The following is an 18,023-nucleotide window of genomic DNA, read 5'->3' on the forward strand; positions in this document are numbered from 1 at the left end:
GGAACCGCGGCACGCCCCCGATCGGGCGCACCGCGGTTCCCGGACGGTCTAGGCTCCGGCGGGGGCACGTCCCCACAAGACTTCGTGCCCGCTCGGCAGACAACCCAGGCCGAGGGGTTGGACAGGGAGAAACGACAAGGTGGCAGCACCGAAGAAGGGCCGCAGGGCGCCCGCGAGCCAGGGGCATCCGGGGCGCACCCTGATCCTGGTCCTGATCGCGATGGCGGCGCTCGTCGGAGGCATGTTCTACTCCGGCACGATGACTCCCCGCCTGGGCATCGACCTGGCGGGCGGCACCAGTTTCACGCTGGCGGCGCAGAACCAGCCGGGCAAGCCCAACGCGATCAACGAGACCAACATGAACACCGCCGCCGGCATCATGGAGCGGCGGGTCAACGGTCTCGGTGTGACCGAGTCCGAGGTCCAGACCCAGGGCAGCAACCACATCATCGTGAACATCCCCAAGGGGACGGACGCGAAACAGGCTCGCCAGCAGGTCGGTACCACTGCCCAGCTCGCGTTCCGGCCGGTGCTGACCACCGCCGCCGGCACCAAGGCCCCCGAGCCCAAGCCCAGCCCCTCGCAGGGCGGCAAGGGCAAGGAGGGCGAGAAGGCCACCGGTGGCAAGGGCTCGCAGCAGAGCGCCTCGCCGACCCCGAGCGCCAGCTCCACCAGCCAGGGCCGCGCGGTCACCGACGCGCTGAAGAAGCCGTCCGCCTCGCCCTCGGCCTCCGCGTCGGACAAGTCCTCGACGCCGCCGACTCCGCCGGTCCCCGGCGGCGCGGACATCCCGCCCGCGCTGCAGAAGCAGTTCGCGGCGCTGGACTGCTCCACGAAGAAGGGCCTGGCCCAGGCCAATGAGCAGGCCGCCGGCTCCAAGCCCACCGACCCGGTCGTGGCCTGCAAGGACGACGGTTCCCAGAAGTACGTGCTCGGCCCGGTGGGCGTCGAGGGCACGGACGTCAAGGACGCCAAGGCGGTCTTCGACAGCCAGCAGGGCCAGGGCTGGATCGTCCAGATGGACTTCACCTCCGACGGCGGCAAGAAGTTCGCGGACATCACCGGCAAGCTCGCCACCAAGACGCCGCCGCAGAACCAGTTCGCGATCGTGCTGGACGGCGCGGTGGTCTCCGACCCGCGCGTCAACGAGCGGCTCAACGGCGGCAACGCCACCATCTCCGGCGGCTTCACCCAGCAGTCCGCCGAGGACCTCGGCAACATGCTGTCCTACGGTGCGCTGCCGCTCTCGTTCAAGATCGACGACGAGACCACGGTCACCGCGGCGCTCGGTGGCGAGCAACTGCACGCCGGTCTGATCGCCGGTGCCATCGGCCTCGCGCTGGTCATCGTCTACCTGGTCGCCTACTACCGCGGGCTGGCGCTGGTCGCGCTGGCGAGCCTGGGCGTCTCGGCGATCCTGACGTACACGATCATGACGCTGCTCGGCCCCGCCATCGGGTTCGCGCTGAACCTCCCGGCGGTCTGCGGCGCGATCGTCGCCATCGGTATCACCGCCGACTCGTTCATCGTCTACTTCGAGCGCATCCGGGACGAGATCCGCGAGGGCCGCACCCTGCGCCCGGCCGTCGAGCGCGGTTGGCCGCGGGCCCGCCGCACGATCCTGGTCTCCGACTTCGTGTCGTTCCTGGCCGCGGCGGTGCTGTTCATCGTCACCGTCGGCAAGGTGCAGGGCTTCGCGTTCACGCTCGGCCTGACCACCCTGCTCGACGTCGTCGTGGTCTTCCTGTTCACCAAGCCGCTGATGACGCTGCTGGCCCGGCGGAAGTTCTTCTCCGACGGGCACTCCTGGTCCGGTCTCGATCCCAAGCGTCTGGGCGCCAAGCCCCCGCTGCGTCGTCGTCGCACCGCCCCCACCCAGACGAAGGAGGCGTGAGATGTCCAAGCTCGGCAACATCGGCGCCCGGCTCTACCGCGGCGAGGTCGGCTACGACTTCATCGGCAAGCGCAAGATCTGGTACGGCGTCTCGATCCTGATCACCATCACGGCCATCGTCGGCCTGGCGGTGCGCGGCCTGAACTTCGGCATCGAGTTCTCCGGCGGCGCGGTCTTCACCACCCCGAACACCTCCGTCTCCACCTCGGAGGCCCAGCACCACGCCGAGTCGGCCGCCCCCGGCCACCAGGCCACGGTGCAGAAGCTCGGCGGCGGCGCGCTGCGCATCCAGATCAGCGGTCTGGACACCAAGCAGTCGCTGCCCGTCCAGGAGGAGATCGCCAAGGACCTCAACGTCCCGGTCAAGGACGTCAACACCCAGCTGGTCGGTCCGAGTTGGGGTGAGCAGATCGCCAACAAGGCGTGGCTGGGCCTGGGGATCTTCATGGTCCTCGTGGTGCTCTACCTGGCCATCGCCTTCGAGTGGCGGATGGCGGTCGCGGCACTGGTCGCCCTGATCCACGACCTGACGATCACCGTCGGCGTCTACGCCCTGGTCGGCTTCGAGGTCACCCCGGGCACCGTCATCGGTCTGCTGACCATCCTCGGCTACTCGCTCTACGACACCGTGGTGGTCTTCGACAGCCTGAAGGAAGCCTCCAAGGACATCACCAAGCAGAGCCGCTTCACCTACAGCGAGATCGCCAACCGCAGCATCAACGGCACCCTGGTGCGCTCGATCAACACCACCGTCGTGGCGCTGCTCCCGGTCGCCGGTCTGCTCTTCGTCGGCGGTGGCGTCCTGGGCGCGGGCATGCTGAACGACATCTCGCTGGCCCTGTTCGTGGGTCTGGCCGCCGGCGCCTACTCGTCGATCTTCATCGCGACGCCGCTGGTCGCCGACCTGAAGAACGGCGAGCCGGAGATGAAGGCGCTGGCCAAGCGGGTCGCCGCCAAGCGCGCCTCGGCCGCCGCCAAGGAAGCCGCCCGCCAGGAGGAGGGCGGCGCCGGTGAGGCGGAGGGCGTCGAGGACGACGCCGAGGGCGCCGCGGTGGTCGGCCAGCGGGGACAGACCGACACCCGTGGCCGTGGCCGCGGTGGCCGTCCCTCGGGGAGGCGTCGATGAGCGCCCCCGTCGAGCTGCGCGAGCTGCTGCTCAGCCGGATCTCGGACGTCCCGGACTACCCGCAGCCGGGCGTGATGTTCAAGGACATCACCCCGCTGCTCGCCGATCCGTCCGCGTTCCGCGCCCTGACCAGTGCCTTCGTCGACCTGTGCGAGCGTTTCCGGGTGGACAAGGTGGTGGGCCTGGAGGCCCGCGGCTTCATCCTCGCCGCACCGGTCGCGGTGGCCGCCGGCATCGGTTTCGTCCCGGTCCGCAAGGCCGGCAAGCTGCCCGGCGCGACGCTCGGCCAGGCGTACGAGCTGGAGTACGGCACCGCGGAGATCGAGATCCACGCGGACGCCCTGGCGCCCGGCGACCGGGTCCTGGTGATCGACGACGTGCTGGCCACCGGCGGCACCGCGGACGCCTCGCTCCAGCTCATCCGACGGGCCGGCGCCGAGGTGGCGGGCCTGGCGGTGCTGCTGGAGCTGGGCTTTCTGGACGGCAGGCAGCGGCTGGAGGAGGGCCTGAAGGGCGCTCCGCTGGAGGCCCTGATCACCGTCTGAGAGCCCGCTTGAGGGCTCGTCGCCGGCACCGTCCGGCACCCGTGACGACAGCGGGGGCATTCGGAACATTCCGGATGCCCCCGCTGCTGTGTCATGTACGGACCCATGGCCGCGGGGCAGTCATGGCCATGGGCTCGATACCATGGCACCCCGGCCGCTTCGAGGCCCTGGGGTCCGTACCCGCATGAGGAGTGCCCTTGCCAGACGAGGCCCAGCCGCTCTCCCCCGGACCGCGTCCGACGGGAACCCCCGCCGTGCGTCCGGACGAGCCGAAGCCGCAGTCCGCGGTTTCCTCCGACGCGCCGAAGCCCGAGCGGCAGGGCGCGGCCGACGGCACCGCCGCGCCCACCGCGTCCCAGGCCCCCGCCGGCCGGTCCCGCCCGTCCCCGGCGTCGCAGCCGCCGGCCAGGAACCTGCCGGCCGGCCCGGCCGGCCGCTCCGGCTCGCCCAACCGCGTCCGGGCCCGCCTCGCCCGTCTGGGCGTCCAGCGCTCCAGCCCGTACAACCCGGTCCTGGAGCCGCTGCTGAGGGCGGTGCGGAGCAACGACCCCAAGATCGAGACGGCCACCCTGCGCCAGGTCGAGCGGGCCTACCAGGTCGCCGAGCGCTGGCACCGCGGCCAGAAGCGCAAGAGCGGCGACCCGTACATCACCCACCCGCTCGCGGTCACCACCATCCTCGCCGAGCTGGGCATGGACCCGGCGACGCTGATGGCGGGCCTGCTGCACGACACCGTCGAGGACACCGAGTACGGGCTCGACACCCTGCGCCGGGACTTCGGCGACCAGGTCGCGCTGCTCGTCGACGGCGTCACCAAGCTGGACAAGGTCAAGTTCGGCGAGGCCGCGCAGGCCGAGACGGTCCGCAAGATGGTCGTCGCGATGGCCAAGGACCCGCGGGTGCTGGTCATCAAGCTCGCCGACCGGCTGCACAACATGCGCACCATGCGCTACCTCAAGCGGGAGAAGCAGGAGAAGAAGGCCCGCGAGACGCTGGAGATCTACGCCCCGCTGGCGCACCGGCTGGGCATGAACACCATCAAGTGGGAGCTGGAGGACCTCGCCTTCGCGATCCTCTACCCCAAGATGTACGACGAGATCGTCCGGCTGGTCGCCGAGCGGGCGCCCAAACGGGACGAGTACCTCGCGATAGTGACCGACGAGGTCCAGGCCGATCTGCGGGCCGCCCGCATCAAGGCCACCGTCACCGGCCGGCCCAAGCACTACTACAGCGTCTACCAGAAGATGATCGTGCGCGGCCGCGACTTCGCCGAGATCTACGACCTGGTGGGCATCCGCGTCCTCGTCGACACGGTCCGGGACTGCTACGCGGCCCTGGGCACCATCCACGCGCGGTGGAATCCGGTCCCCGGCCGGTTCAAGGACTACATCGCGATGCCCAAGTTCAACATGTACCAGTCGCTGCACACGACGGTGATCGGTCCCAGCGGCAAGCCCGTCGAGCTCCAGATCCGCACCTTCGACATGCACCGGCGCGCCGAGTACGGCATCGCCGCGCACTGGAAGTACAAGCAGGAGGCGGTCGCCGGCGCCTCCAAGGTGCGCACCGACGCGCCCAAGGGCAGCGGCAAGGGCGTCGGCCAGGACACCGTCAACGACATGGCCTGGCTGCGGCAGTTGCTGGACTGGCAGAAGGAGACCGAGGACCCGGGCGAGTTCCTGGAGTCGCTGCGCTTCGACCTCTCGCGCAACGAGGTCTTCGTCTTCACGCCCAAGGGCGACGTGATAGCGCTGCCCGCCGGCGCCACCCCGGTCGACTTCGCGTACGCGGTGCACACCGAGGTCGGCCACCGCACGATAGGGGCGCGGGTCAACGGCCGTCTGGTGCCGCTCGAATCGACGCTGGACAACGGCGACCTGGTGGAGGTCTTCACCTCCAAGGCGCCCGGCGCGGGCCCGTCCCGCGACTGGCTGAGCTTCGTGAAGTCCCCGCGCGCCCGCAACAAGATCCGCGCGTGGTTCTCCAAGGAGCGCCGCGACGAGGCCATCGAACAGGGCAAGGACGCCATCGCCCGGGCGATGCGCAAGCAGAACCTGCCGATCCAGCGGATCCTGACCGGCGACTCCCTGGTCACCCTCGCGCACGAGATGCGCTACCCCGACATCTCCTCGCTCTACGCCGCCATCGGCGAGGGCCATGTCGCCGCGCAGGGCGTCGTCCAGAAGCTGGTGCAGGCGCTCGGCGGACAGGACGAGGCCACCGAGGACATCGCCGAGTCGACGCCGATCCGGCCGCGCTCCAAGCGCCGGTCCAGCGCCGACCCGGGCGTGGTCGTCAAGGGTGTGGACGACGTCTGGGTCAAGCTGGCCCGCTGCTGTACGCCGGTGCCGGGCGACCCCATCATCGGGTTCGTCACCCGCGGCAGCGGCGTCTCGGTGCACCGCGGCGACTGCGTCAACGTCGACTCGCTCTCCCAGCAGCCCGAGCGGATCCTGGAGGTCGAGTGGGCGCCGACCCAGTCCTCGGTCTTCCTCGTCGCCATCCAGGTGGAGGCGCTGGACCGCTCCCGGCTGCTGTCGGACGTCACCCGGGTCCTCTCCGACCAGCACGTCAACATCCTCTCCGCGGCCGTACAGACCTCCCGCGACCGGGTCGCCACCTCCCGCTTCACCTTCGAGATGGGCGACCCCAAGCACCTGGGCCATGTGCTCAAGGCGGTCCGGGGCGTCGAGGGGGTCTACGACGTCTACCGGGTGACCTCGGCACGTCGGCCCTGAGCACGGCGCGGGGCGGACGGCGGGGGGCGGACGGCGGGGGAGACGAGGGGGAGGGCGATGGGGGAGGACGTGCTCGGCGGGCGGTACCGCCTCGTCCGGCTGATCGGTCGGGGCGGGATGGGCGCCGTCCACGAGGCGGTGGACACCGGCCTGGACCGCCGGGTGGCGGTCAAACGGCTGCTGTCCGTGGGCGGTCCGGACGCGGCCTCGACGGCCCTGCGGCGCTTCCGGCGGGAGGCCCAGGGGCTGGCCCGGATCAGCCACCCGGGAGTGGTGCACGTCTACGACAGCGGCGTCCACGAGGGCACGCCGTACATCGTGATGGAGCTGCTGGACGGGGTGGGGCTGGCGGAACTGGTCGAGAGCCACGGGCCGCTGCCGCCACCGCTGGCCGCCGAGGTCGGGCTGGGCATGTGCCGGGCGCTGGCCGCCGCCCACGCGGCCGGTGTGCTGCACCGCGACGTCAAACCGACCAACGTCGCGATCACCCGCGCCGGCCGGGTGGTGCTCCAGGACTTCGGCCTGGCCCGGCTCGTCGAGGAACCGGCCATCACCCAGGCCGGTGCGCTGATCGGCACCCCGCAGTACATGGCCCCGGACCTGATGCGGGGCGAACTCCCCGGCACCGCCGCCGACTTGTACGGGCTCGGCGCCTGCCTGTACCTGATGCTGACCGGCACGCCGCCACTGGGCACCGAGGCCGTCGACGTCGGCGCGCTGGTGGAGCTGGCGGTCGGCCCGGGCGTCCCGCGGTTGGCCGGCCGGGCCGACGGCGGGCTCCCGGAGGAGCTGGCGCGGCTGGTGGACGCGCTGTGCCGGCAGGATCCGCGGGACCGGCCGTCCGCGGCGGAGACCGAGGCGGCGCTCGCGGAGCTGCTGGACGCGGACGACGGGCAGGGGCTGCGGGAGTTGGTGGCGCGCTGCGTCCGCGAGCAGGCCGTGGAGTTCGTCTACAGCCCGCCGGCCCTGGACGCCTCCGCGCCGGAGCTGCTGGACTGGGCGGCGATCCCGCAGTCGGAGACGGCCGGCCCGGACGTCCACCGGCCGCTGACGCTCAGCGACGGCACCCGCCAGTTGCTGCTGCGCAGCATGACGCCGGAGAGCGCCCGGTCGCGCCAGCGCGAGGCGGTCAACCTCGTCCTGCGCGGCGACATCCAGGAAGCGGTGCGGATGATCACCGCGGTCGCCCAGGTCTGCGCCTCGGCCCTGGGGCCGGATCATCCGACCACCCTGACCAGCCAGTACTGGCAGGCGGTGTGCCTGGCGCGGCTCGGGGCCGGCGCGGAGGCACTGGAACTGTTCTCACGGGTCAACGCGGCAACCGAACACAGGAGGGGGCGGGATCGTGACTGATCTCGACGTACGGGCGGCAACGGAACCGGGCGGCGACCCGGAGGAGGAACTCCGTTCCCTGATGCGGTGGTTGCACGAGGACGAGGGGCTGCACCGCCAGGTGCGCGGCACCCTCACCGCCTCTCGCGGCCCCCGGCCCGGCGAGATGGGCCTCGGCTTCGACCTGCTCCAACTGGCCCTCGGCACCGCGGTCTCCGGCGGCTCGCTCGCGGTGTCGGTCCTCCAGTGGCGGGACGCCCGCCGCCGCGCCCCGGAACTCACCCTGCGCGCCGGCGAGATCGAGATCCGCATCCCGCGCGACGCGGCCGGCGACCCGGAGACGGTGCGCCGGATCGCCGCCCTGCTGGACGAGGCCCGGGAGCCCGGGGGCGATGACCGGACTGCCTGATCCGGCCACCTCCCGGGCCGTACTGCTCGGCACCGCCTCCTACCACCACCTCGACGCGCTCCCGTCCGTCGAGGCCAACCTGCGCGACCTGGCGGCCACCCTCGGCGACGCCACGGTCTGGGGCCTGCCGGAGCCGCACTGCGAGGTGGTGCTCGACCCGGGCAGTGCCGACGCGATGCTCGACCCCGTGCACCGCGCCGGCGACGAGGCCACCGACACCCTCGTCGTCTACTACGCCGGCCACGGCATGCGGGACACCGAGTCGGCCGACCTCTACCTCGGCCTGACCGGCTCCCGGGACGGCGTCGGCTACACCGCGGTCGCCTACCAGCACCTGCGCGGCGCCATCCGGTCCGCCCGGGCCCGCCGCAAGATCATCGTCCTGGACTGCTGCTTCAGCGGCCGGGCCGTCCGCACGCTCGCCGGCCAGGGCGACGTCCTGGCCGCCCGGGCCGCGGTGGACGGCGCGTACGTCCTGACCGCTTCCCCACGGGACCGGGTCGCCCTGGCCCCGGACGGCGAGCGGCACACCGCCTTCACCGGCGAACTGCTCGGCATCCTCCGGCACGGCCTGACCGACGGCCCCGAACTGCTCGACCTCGACACCCTCTACCGGGCGCTGACCGAGCGGCTGGGCGCCAAGAACCGGCCCCTGCCGCAGCGCGCCCAGGAGAACGGCGTGGGACGGCTGCCGCTGGCCCGCAACCGGGCGCTGGCGCAGCGCCGCGCCCCCGCCGGGCCGGTGCTCGACGCCGAGGTCCGCGCCGCCATGGTGGCGTCCGGCCTCGGCCTGGCGCGGATGCTGCGGGCGGCCGGCAACAGCCGTGACGCGCTGCCGGTGCTCCGGCTCGCCCTCAGGGAGCGCGGCCCGAAGGACGCGGGCAGCCTGCTGCCGGTGCAGCTGGAGCTCTCCGAACTCCTCGCCGAGACCGGGCAGATCAAGGAGGCCATCGAGGTCCTGGAGCAGGCGTTCCACCAGGCCCGTCAGGTCTACGGACCGGAGGCCGTGCTGGTCTGCCGGCGGCTGGCCGACCTGCTCCAGGAGTCCGGTAACCACATCCAGGCGTGCGAGGTGCTCAAGCACGCCCTCGACCTGATGGAGCCGGGCCACCGCAGCCGGCTGTGAAACGCCCCGGAACAGGCGAACGGCCCGCCGGGAAGCCCGGCGGGCCGTCAGCAGGGGTGGCGGCTCAGCCGCCGAACTCCTCCAGGCCCTTCAGTGCCTGGTCCAGCAGCGCCTTGCGGCCCTCCAGCTCCCGACCGAGCTTGTCGGCCTTGGCGGTGTTGCCGGCCGCCCGGGCCTGGTCGATCTGCTTCTGGAGCTTGTCGACGGCGTCCTGGAGCTGACCGGTCAGCCCCGCGGCGCGGGCCCGCGCCTCAGGGTTGGTCCGCCGCCACTCGGCCTCCTCGGCGTCCTGGATGGCCCGCTCGACGGCGTGCATCCGGCCCTCGATCTTGGGACGCGCGTCCCGCGGCACGTGGCCGATGGCCTCCCACCGCTCGTTGATCCCGCGGAACGCGGCCCGGGCCGTCTTCAGGTCGGTGACCGGGAGCAGCTTCTCCGCCTCGGCGGCCAGCTCCTCCTTGCGGGTCAGGTTCTCCCCCTGCTCGGCGTCGCGCTCCGCGAAGACCTCGCCGCGCGCCTGGAAGAAGACGTCCTGCGCACCGCGGAAGCGGTTCCACAGGTCGTCCTCGTGCTCGCGCTGGGCGCGCCCGGCGGCCTTCCAGTCCTGCATCAGCTCGCGGTAGCGGGCGGCGGTGGCCCCCCAGTCCGTGGAGCCGGACAGCGACTCGGCCTCGGCGACCAGCTTCTCCTTGGCCTTGCGGGAGTCCTCGCGCTGCGCGTCCAGCGAGGCGAAGTGCGCCTTGCGCCGCTTGGAGAACGCCGACCGGGCGTGCGAGAAGCGGTGCCACAGCTCGTCGTCGGTCTTGCGGTCCAGCCGCGGCAGGCCCTTCCAGGTGTCCACCAGCGCCCGCAGCCGCTCGCCGGCCACCCGCCACTGCTCGCTGGCGGCCAGCTCCTCGGCCTCGGCGACCAGCTTCTCCTTGGACTGCCGGGCCTCGTCCGTCTGTCGGGCCTTCGCCGCCCGGCGCTCCTCGCGCCGCGAGTCGACCACGGCCACCAGCGCGTCCAGCCGCTTGCCCAGCGTCGCCAGATCGCCCACCGCGTGGTGCTCGTCCACCTGCTGGCGCAGGTGGTCGATGGCGGTCTGTGCGTCCTTCGCCGAGAGGTCGGTGGTCTTGACCCGCCGTTCCAGGAGGTCGATCTCCACGACCAGGCCCTCATACTTGCGCTCGAAGTAGGCGAGGGCCTCCTCGGGGGTTCCCGCCTGCCACGATCCGACGACCTGCTCGCCGTCGGCGGTACGCACGTACACGGTCCCCGTCTCATCGACGCGGCCCCATGGGTCGCTGCTCACAGCGCCTCCTCCACATGATGCCGACGCGGGCCTGTGGCCCCCCGGCATCGTCCACAGTTTCTGTCCGGCGGGGCAGCGCCCCGGCCGGTCCGACGGGCTGAATTGCGGTGAGGGTGGCAGGCCGTCGGAGCAGGCACCCTTCACAACGCCAATCTAGGCGACCGGAGGTCGGCTGTCCGCATCCAGCACGACCGAAATTGCAGCCGGGACGCCGGAACGCGCCCTCGGTCGGCCCGATCGCTCAGGATTTCCCGACCGTCGCCCGGTCGATGACCACCGTGGCGTTGGGCGCGGTGTTGCCGGTCGCCGGCTCGGGGTGCGAACCGGCGTCGGCGATCTTCTTCAGGACGTCCATCCCGCCGGTGACCCGGCCGAACGGCGTGTAGTTCGGCGGCAGCTGGCTGTCCTTGTAGACGAGGAAGAACTGACTGCCGCCGGAATTGCGGGTCTTGGGGTTCGTGCCGTCGTAGCGGTTGGCCATGGCGACCGTGCCCGCCGGATACACATTGCCCTTGATCCGTGGGTCCTTGAGGTTCTCGTCCGGCAGGGTGTAGCCGGGCGTGCCCTCGCCGGTGCCCTTGGGGTCGCCGCACTGCAGGACGTAGATGTTCTGGTCGACCAGCCGGTGGCAGCGGCTGTGGTCGAAGTAGCCCTGGCCCGCGAGGAAGGCGAACGAGTTCACGGTGTGCGGCGCCTTGGCGGCGTCCATCGTGAACGTGAGCTGCCCGCAGGTGGTGGCCAGGTGGGCGGTGTACGGCGCCGAGGAGTCGATCGCCATCGCCGGCTCCTTCGGCCAGGTCTTCTTCGACGGCGAGCCCGGGGCGGGCCGGGCACACGGGTCGGCGGACGCGTCGTCGGTGGTCGACCGGTCGCCGCCGATCAGCTTGACGGACGCGTAGGCGGTGGCGCCCGCGGCCAGGGCCACGGCCACGACGCCCGCGATGAGCACGTTGCGGCGCTTGGCCCGCCGTGCGGAATCGACCCGCCGCTGCTGCTGGCGCGCGTACTTCTGCCGGGCGAGTTCGCGCCGCCGCCGGTCCTTGTTGACCACCGGTCGCCTCCTTGTCCTGGGCGTCGATCGCTGCCGCCGGGCCCGCTCGCCGGACTCCCGCCCGCCGTTCCGGGCGGACGGCGGGAGGTGCGACGACAGGCGCCGGTCGTGGCCGTACCGTATACGGGTTCGCCCTGCCGGGAGTCCCGCCGGTAGGCTCTGGAGCTGCCGAGATGTTCCGGGCGCGGCCCCGCTGGCCGCTCCCCGCCGATCTTTAAGGACGAACGTGCTGATTGCCGGGTTCCCCGCCGGGGCCTGGGGGACCAACTGCTACCTGGTCGCCCCCGCCGCCGGCGAGGAGTGCGTGATCATCGACCCGGGCCACCAAGCGGCCCCCGGGGTCGAGGACGCGCTCAGGAAGCATCGGCTCAAGCCCGTCGCGGTGATCCTCACGCACGGCCACATCGACCACGTGGCGTCCGTCGTCCCGGTGTGCGGTGCGCACGACGTCCCCGCCTGGATCCACCCCGAGGACCGCTACATGATGAGCGACCCGGAGAAGGCCCTGGGCCGCTCCATCGGTCAGCAGCTCATGGGCGAGCTGACCGTGGGCGAGCCGGACGACGTCAAGGAACTGGCCGACGGCAGCGTCCTGGAACTGGCCGGACTGGAGTTCTCGGTTGCGCACGCCCCGGGCCATACCAAGGGGTCGGTGACCTTCCGGATGCCCGAGCAGGCCGACATCCCCTCGGTCTTCTTCTCGGGCGACCTGCTGTTCGCCGGCTCCATCGGACGTACCGACATGCCGGGCGGCGACCACGCCGAGATCCTCACGTCGCTGGCACGCGTGTGCCTGCCGCTGGAGGACTCCACCGTCGTCCTGTCCGGCCACGGCCCCCAGACCACCATCGGCCGCGAGCGCGCCACCAACCCCTTCCTCCGGCAGGTGGCCGCCGGCCTCGGAGACGGCACCCCGACCGCCGCTCCGCGACGAGGAATGTGACGAGAACCTTCCGTGAGCACCTTTCAGGCACCCAAGGGCACCTACGACCTGATCCCGCCGAACTCCGCGACGTACCTCGCGGTGCGCGAGGCGATCTCCGTACCGCTGAGGAACTCCGGCTACGGCTACATCGAGACGCCCGGCTTCGAGAACGTCGAGCTGTTCGCCCGCGGTGTCGGTGAGTCCACCGACATCGTCACCAAGGAGATGTACGCCTTCGAGACCAAGGGCGGCGACAAGCTCGCCCTGCGCCCCGAGGGCACCGCCTCCGTGCTGCGCGCCGCGCTGGAGGCCAACCTCCACAAGGGCGGCAACCTCCCGGTCAAGCTCTGGTACTCCGGCTCGTACTACCGCTACGAGCGCCCGCAGAAGGGCCGCTACCGGCACTTCTCGCAGGTCGGCGCCGAGGCGATCGGTGCGGAGGACCCGGCGCTGGACGCCGAGCTGATCATCCTGGCCCACCAGGCGTACCGCTCGCTGGGCCTGCGCGACTTCCGGATCCTGCTGAACTCGCTCGGCGACAAGGAGTGCCGCCCCGTCTACCGCGCCGCGCTCCAGGACTTCCTGCGCGGGCTGCAGCTGGACGAGGACACCCGCCGCCGGATCGAGATCAACCCGCTGCGGGTCCTGGACGACAAGCGCGAGGCGGTCCAGGAGCAGCTGATCGGCGCGCCGATGCTGCGCGACTACCTCTGCGAGGCGTGCAAGACCTACCACGAGCAGGTGCGTGAGCTGCTGACCGCGGCGGGCGTGGCCTTCGAGGACGACCCGAAGCTGGTCCGCGGCCTGGACTACTACACCCGCACCACCTTCGAGTTCGTCCACGACGGCCTGGGCTCGCAGTCCGCGGTGGGCGGCGGCGGCCGCTACGACGGCCTGTCCGAGATGATCGGCGGCCCCGCGCTGCCGTCCGTCGGCTGGGCGCTGGGCGTGGACCGCACGGTGCTGGCCCTGGAGGCCGAGGGCATCACCCTCGACATCCCGGCCGCCACCGCCGTCTACGCCGTCCCGCTCGGCGAGGAGGCCCGCCGGGTGCTGTTCGGCAAGGTCACCGAGCTGCGCCGGGCCGGTGTCGCGACCGACTTCGCGTACGGCGGCAAGGGCCTGAAGAACGCCATGAAGTCCGCCAACCGCTCCGGTGCCCGGCTGGCCCTGGTCGCCGGGGAGCGGGACCTGGCCGAGGGCGTGGTCCAGCTCAAGGACCTGGTGAGCGGCGAGCAGACCCCGATCGCGCTGGACGCGGTGGTCGACGAGGTCCGGCGGGCGCTGGGCTGAGCCCGACCCGACAGATCCCGAGGGGCCCGGACGGCAGTGCGCCGTCCGGGCCCCTCGCGTCAACGGCGGCCGCGCCGCATCACCCCGGATCCGCGCAGAGCGCCCCGGGTTCACAGGGAGGTGCGGCACAATGAAGGTCGCGGCCGGGTCCGCCGGCCGGGTGACACCTCCCACGGGACCGACGGAACGGCCATATGACGACGACAGAGCTTGACGACGTGTCCACCGACGACGACCACGTGGGCGCCGCGGAGACGACCGGCTCCGGTCGCGCCTTCGCCCTGCTCCTGGTGATCACCGGTGCGCTCGGCGGGCTGGCTGCCTGGGTCATCACCCTGGACAAGTTCGAGCTGCTGAAGGACCCGAACTTCAAGCCGGCGTGCAGCCTCAACCCGATCATCTCCTGCGGCAGCGTCATGCAGAGCAAGCAGGCGGAGGTCTTCGGCTTCCCCAACCCGATGGCCGGACTGGTCGGCTTCGGGGTGGTCGTCGCGATCGGCATGGCCCTGCTGGCCGGTGCCCGCTTCCGCCGCTGGTACTGGCTCGGCCTCAACGTCGGCACGCTGCTGGCCGCGGTCTTCTGCATGTGGCTGATGACCCAGTCGCTCTACGACATCAACGCGCTCTGCCTGTGGTGCACGCTGACGTGGTGCGTGACCGTCCTGATGTTCTGGTACACCACCGTGCACAACCTCAAGCACGGCATCATCCCGGCGCCCCGGGGGCTGCGCGACGCGGTCCTGGAGTTCCACTGGGTGGTCCCGGTGCTCTGGTACGGCGTGATCGCGCTGCTGATCCTGACCCGCTGGTGGTCGTACTGGAGCAGCCTGCTCTGAGCCGCCCCGGAGCCTTTCCGGACCCGTCCGGAACCGTTCCCCGCCCCGGCCCGCCGACCCCGGCGGCCGGGGCGTTGTCAGTGGGGTGACATAGGCTCCGTAGGCGTGGAGCCCGACCTGTTCACCGCCGCCGCGGAAGACCGTCAGGAGAAGGACCCGGCGGGGTCCCCTCTCGCCGTACGCATGCGCCCCCGCACCCTCGACGAGGTCGTCGGGCAGCAGCATCTGCTCAAGCCCGGCTCGCCGCTGCGGCGGTTGGTCGGTGAGGGTGCCGGAGGCCCGGCGGGCCCGTCGTCGGTGTTCCTGTGGGGCCCGCCCGGCATCGGCAAGACGACCCTGGCGTACGTCGTCAGCCAGGCGACGAACAAGCGCTTCGTGGAGCTCTCCGCGATCACGGCCGGCGTCAAGGAGGTCCGGGCGGTCATCGACGGCGCCCGCCGCGCCTCGGGCGGCTACGGCAAGGAGACCGTCCTCTTCCTCGACGAGATCCACCGCTTCAGCAAGGCCCAGCAGGACTCCCTGCTGCCGGCGGTGGAGAACCGCTGGGTGACGCTGATCGCCGCCACCACCGAGAACCCGTACTTCTCGGTGATCTCCCCGCTGCTCTCCCGCTCCCTGCTGCTGACCCTCGAACCGCTCACCGACGACGACCTGCGGGGCCTGCTGCGCCGGGCACTGACCGACGAGCGCGGGCTCGGCGGGGCGGTCACCCTCCCCGGGGACACCGAGGCCCATCTGCTGCGGATCGCGGGCGGCGACGCCCGGCGGGCGCTCACGGCCCTGGAGGCCGGTGCCGGATCGGCGCTGGCCAAGCGGGAGCAGGAGATCACCCTCCAGACGCTGGAGGAGGCGGTGGACCGCGCGGCGGTGAAGTACGACCGGGCCGGCGACCAGCACTACGACGTCGCCAGCGCCCTGATCAAGTCCATCCGCGGCTCCGATGTGGACGCCGCGCTGCACTATCTGGCGCGGATGATCGAGGCGGGGGAGGACCCGCGGTTCATCGCCCGCCGCCTGATGATCTCGGCCAGCGAGGACATCGGCCTGGCCGACCCGACGGCACTGCAGACGGCGGTGGCCGCCGCCCAGGCGGTGGCGCTGATCGGCTTCCCCGAGGCCCGGATCACGCTGAGCCAGGCCACCATCGCGCTCGCCCTCGCCCCGAAGTCGAACGCCGCGTATCTGGCGATAGACGCCGCGCTGGCGGACGTCCGCGCCGGCAAGGCCGGGCCGGTGCCCGCGCACCTGCGCGACAGTCACTACAAGGGCGCCCAGAAGCTCGGTCACGGCCAGGGCTATCAGTACCCGCACGACCTGCCGGGCGGCATCGCGGCCCAGCAGTACGCCCCGGACGCGGTGCACGGCACGCGCTACTACACCCCCACCCGGCACGGCACCGAGGCGCGCTACGCCGATGTCGCCGAGCGGGTGCGGGCCCGGCTGCGCGGCGAGAGCGGCGGCGACTGACCGGCCGGTGCCCGGCGCGGCCGGGCCGGGCGGTCAGCTCGCCGCGGCCTCGAAGAGGACGTGCATCGCCCGGCGCAGCTCGACGATGTCCCGGACCGGCTCGGGGAAGTCGAAGCGGGCGTCGAAGGTCCGCCGGTCGCGGTCGGTGCCGCCGTCCCCCGGGGGACGCCCCCCGGACCCCTGAACGAAGCGGACCCGCAGCCCGAAGCGGTCCAGCCCCACCGGCACGGCCCGGTCGCCGAGCCCGCAGACCTCGGCGCGCTCGCCGAGCAGCGCGCACAGCCCGCGCACCTGCTCGGCGTGGGCCGTGTGCAGGTGCTGGAGCAGCTCCGCCTCGTGGGCGACCAGCGGGTCGGGTGCCGCGGCGGCGAACTCCTCCGGTTCGAAGGGCTCCGCGCCCCACAGGTCGTCCACCGCACCCTCGCCGACCTCCAGGCGCAGCAGCATCCAGGCGGGCCGCCCGTAGAGGCCCGGTGCCGGGTCCGGTGCCAGGGCCTCGTCGATGCCCAGCAGCTCGCCCACCGGGTGCCGCTCGGCGAGCAGCATCGCGGCCCGGGCGCGCTGCTCGTTGCGCACGGGGGTGAGCCAGCCGGCCACCCAGGCGCGGCCGCGGATCCGGTAGGGCACCGAAACCGGCGCCACATCCGTGATCTCCATCACGGCGGGAAGGTCGTCGTCCTGGGCGTGCGCGGCGGCCCGAGCGGCCGCGGAACCCCCAGGAACCAAGAGCAGCACGTCTCCTTCGGGCGTCACGGTCCGGCAGACGGGGGCCGAGAGGCCGGCCTCGTCGGAATCCTCGACTCCGGGGATGTCCAGCGACGCCATACCATGGGAGTCGACGAGAGTTCGTACGCGCTCAGCCGCCGAGGGCCGCTGGGCGTCTTCCACGGGACGCGGCTGACCCGTTCCGGTGCGGTCCGCGCCGGCCAGGTGGATCCCAGGTCGAAACATGCGTTCTCCTCGCGCTAAGGTAAGCCTCACCTAACTTACATGGAGGAACGTTCCACGTGAACCAGTCGCGTCCCAAGGTCAAGAAGTCCCGCGCGCTCGGCATCGCGCTGACGCCGAAGGCAGTCAAGTACTTCGAGGCCCGTCCCTACCCGCCCGGCGAGCACGGCCGTGGCCGCAAGCAGACCAGCGACTACAAGGTCCGCCTGCTGGAGAAGCAGCGTCTGCGCGCTCAGTACGACATCAGTGAGCGCCAGATGGTCCGTGCCTACGACCGCGCTCGGAAGGTCGAAGGCAAGACGGGCGAGGCCCTGATCGTCGAGCTTGAGCGCCGTCTGGACGCGCTCGTCCTGCGTTCCGGTCTGGCCCGGACCATCTACCAGGCCCGCCAGATGGTCGTGCACGGCCACATCTCGGTGAACGACCGCAAGGTCGACAAGCCGTCCTTCCGCGTCCGCCCCGGCGACGTCGTGATGGTCCGCGAGCGCAGCCGCGAGAAGCACCCCTTCCAGGTTGCCCGCGAGGGTGGCTACGCCACCGACGGCGAGACCCCGCGCTACCTGGAGGTCAACCTCCAGGCGCTGGCGTTCCGCCTGGACCGGGACCCCAACCGCAAGGAGATCCCGGTGATCTGCGACGAGCAGCTCGTCGTCGAGTACTACGCCCGCTGATCCACTCGGCCGGCACACCGCTCAGCCCGCCGGCTCCCCTCCACTCGTGGACGGGGAGCCGGCGGGCCGGCGTGTTTCCGGGGCGGTGATCCGCACCTCCCGGACTGCCGATCAGGCGGTCAACTCCCTTCCCGCGAGCGGGAGTTCAGGGGTTGTCGAGCCCCGTCCCCGGTGGGCGTGCGCGGCGCCGTCGGGCCGGACCGTCCGGCGAGGGGCGATGGCCGCGTCCCGCGGCGGCGGGCGGCGCCGCCGCGCGAGGCGCCGCTCACCCGACGGAGCGTGGTCGACCCGCAACGGACCGTGCGCTCTCGCCTCTTGGTGACCCGGACGGGAACGGCGACGCGGTACGGACGGACAGTCACGGCGCG

General features: G+C 72.1%; 15 protein-coding genes. 12 read left to right on the forward strand and 3 right to left on the reverse strand.

All coding sequences use genetic code 11. From position 1 onward, the window contains the following. Positions 1–139 precede the first annotated feature (139 nt). From secD to SNOUR_RS31625, 7 genes are all read left to right on the forward strand, one after another. On the forward strand, positions 140–1,894 hold the full coding sequence (secD, locus tag SNOUR_RS31595; protein ID WP_067353801.1) for a protein translocase subunit SecD: 1,755 nt from the start codon (positions 140–142) through the stop codon (positions 1,892–1,894). 1 nt (position 1,895) lies between these two features. Then, positions 1,896–3,020 carry a protein translocase subunit SecF gene (secF, locus tag SNOUR_RS31600; protein WP_067353803.1) on the forward strand — a complete coding sequence of 375 codons (1,125 nt, stop codon included), beginning with the start codon at positions 1,896–1,898 and terminating at the stop codon, positions 3,018–3,020. After that, entirely contained in the window at positions 3,017–3,565 is a 549-nt protein-coding gene (locus SNOUR_RS31605; protein ID WP_067353805.1) for an adenine phosphoribosyltransferase, read from the forward strand. The genes secF and SNOUR_RS31605 overlap by 4 nt, the downstream gene beginning before the upstream one ends. A gap of 197 nt (positions 3,566–3,762) precedes the next feature. Then, positions 3,763–6,303 (forward strand): RelA/SpoT family protein, encoded by a 2,541-nt coding sequence (locus SNOUR_RS31610; RefSeq protein ID WP_067353807.1) that lies wholly within the window; start codon positions 3,763–3,765, stop codon positions 6,301–6,303. 57 nt (positions 6,304–6,360) lie between these two features. Next, entirely contained in the window at positions 6,361–7,656 is a 1,296-nt protein-coding gene (locus SNOUR_RS31615; RefSeq protein ID WP_067353809.1) for a serine/threonine-protein kinase, read from the forward strand. Continuing rightward, a complete protein-coding gene (locus SNOUR_RS31620; RefSeq protein ID WP_067353812.1) occupies positions 7,649–8,044 on the forward strand; it encodes an effector-associated constant component EACC1 in 396 nt (131 codons plus the stop codon). Before SNOUR_RS31615 ends, SNOUR_RS31620 begins: the two co-directional genes overlap by 8 nt. Beyond that, positions 8,028–9,170, forward strand: a complete 1,143-nt coding sequence (locus tag SNOUR_RS31625; RefSeq protein ID WP_067353814.1) for a caspase, EACC1-associated type — start codon at positions 8,028–8,030, stop codon at positions 9,168–9,170. Before SNOUR_RS31620 ends, SNOUR_RS31625 begins: the two co-directional genes overlap by 17 nt. Positions 9,171–9,234: 64 nt before the next feature. Here the strand turns inward: SNOUR_RS31625 and SNOUR_RS31630 are convergent, their stop codons facing one another. Together SNOUR_RS31630 and SNOUR_RS31635 are read right to left on the reverse strand one after the other, a co-directional pair. After that, positions 9,235–10,464: a DUF349 domain-containing protein gene (locus SNOUR_RS31630; RefSeq protein WP_067353816.1), complete on the reverse strand. Its 1,230-nt coding sequence runs from the start codon at positions 10,462–10,464 to the stop codon at positions 9,235–9,237. Between the two features lie 241 nt (positions 10,465–10,705). Then, positions 10,706–11,515 (reverse strand): peptidylprolyl isomerase, encoded by an 810-nt coding sequence (locus SNOUR_RS31635; RefSeq protein ID WP_067353819.1) that lies wholly within the window; start codon positions 11,513–11,515, stop codon positions 10,706–10,708. 226 nt (positions 11,516–11,741) lie between these two features. Here SNOUR_RS31635 and SNOUR_RS31640 point away from each other — a divergent pair, with 226 nt between their 5' ends. From SNOUR_RS31640 to SNOUR_RS31655, 4 genes are all read left to right on the forward strand, one after another. Beyond that, complete coding sequence (locus SNOUR_RS31640; RefSeq protein ID WP_067353820.1) at positions 11,742–12,458, forward strand: MBL fold metallo-hydrolase; 717 nt, start codon at positions 11,742–11,744, stop codon at positions 12,456–12,458. A 12-nt stretch (positions 12,459–12,470) separates the two neighbouring features. Next, positions 12,471–13,733 carry a histidine--tRNA ligase gene (gene hisS / locus SNOUR_RS31645; protein ID WP_067353823.1) on the forward strand — a complete coding sequence of 421 codons (1,263 nt, stop codon included), beginning with the start codon at positions 12,471–12,473 and terminating at the stop codon, positions 13,731–13,733. Positions 13,734–13,927: 194 nt separating this feature from the next. Then, the gene (locus SNOUR_RS31650) at positions 13,928–14,569 is read left to right on the forward strand and encodes a vitamin K epoxide reductase family protein (RefSeq protein WP_067353826.1); all 642 of its coding nucleotides are present in this window, start codon (positions 13,928–13,930) and stop codon (positions 14,567–14,569) included. Between the two features lie 105 nt (positions 14,570–14,674). Beyond that, complete coding sequence (locus SNOUR_RS31655; protein WP_067353828.1) at positions 14,675–16,036, forward strand: replication-associated recombination protein A; 1,362 nt, start codon at positions 14,675–14,677, stop codon at positions 16,034–16,036. Between the two features lie 33 nt (positions 16,037–16,069). Here SNOUR_RS31655 and SNOUR_RS31660 read toward each other — a convergent pair whose 3' ends face one another. After that, entirely contained in the window at positions 16,070–16,861 is a 792-nt protein-coding gene (locus tag SNOUR_RS31660; RefSeq protein ID WP_067353830.1) for a DUF2470 domain-containing protein, read from the reverse strand. Between the two features lie 182 nt (positions 16,862–17,043). Here SNOUR_RS31660 and rpsD point away from each other — a divergent pair, with 182 nt between their 5' ends. Beyond that, positions 17,044–17,655 carry a 30S ribosomal protein S4 gene (gene rpsD, locus SNOUR_RS31665; protein WP_067353833.1) on the forward strand — a complete coding sequence of 204 codons (612 nt, stop codon included), beginning with the start codon at positions 17,044–17,046 and terminating at the stop codon, positions 17,653–17,655. Positions 17,656–18,023: the final 368 nt, after the last annotated feature.

The organism is Streptomyces noursei ATCC 11455 (assembly GCF_001704275.1).
GTDB classification, from domain to species: domain Bacteria; phylum Actinomycetota; class Actinomycetes; order Streptomycetales; family Streptomycetaceae; genus Streptomyces; species Streptomyces noursei.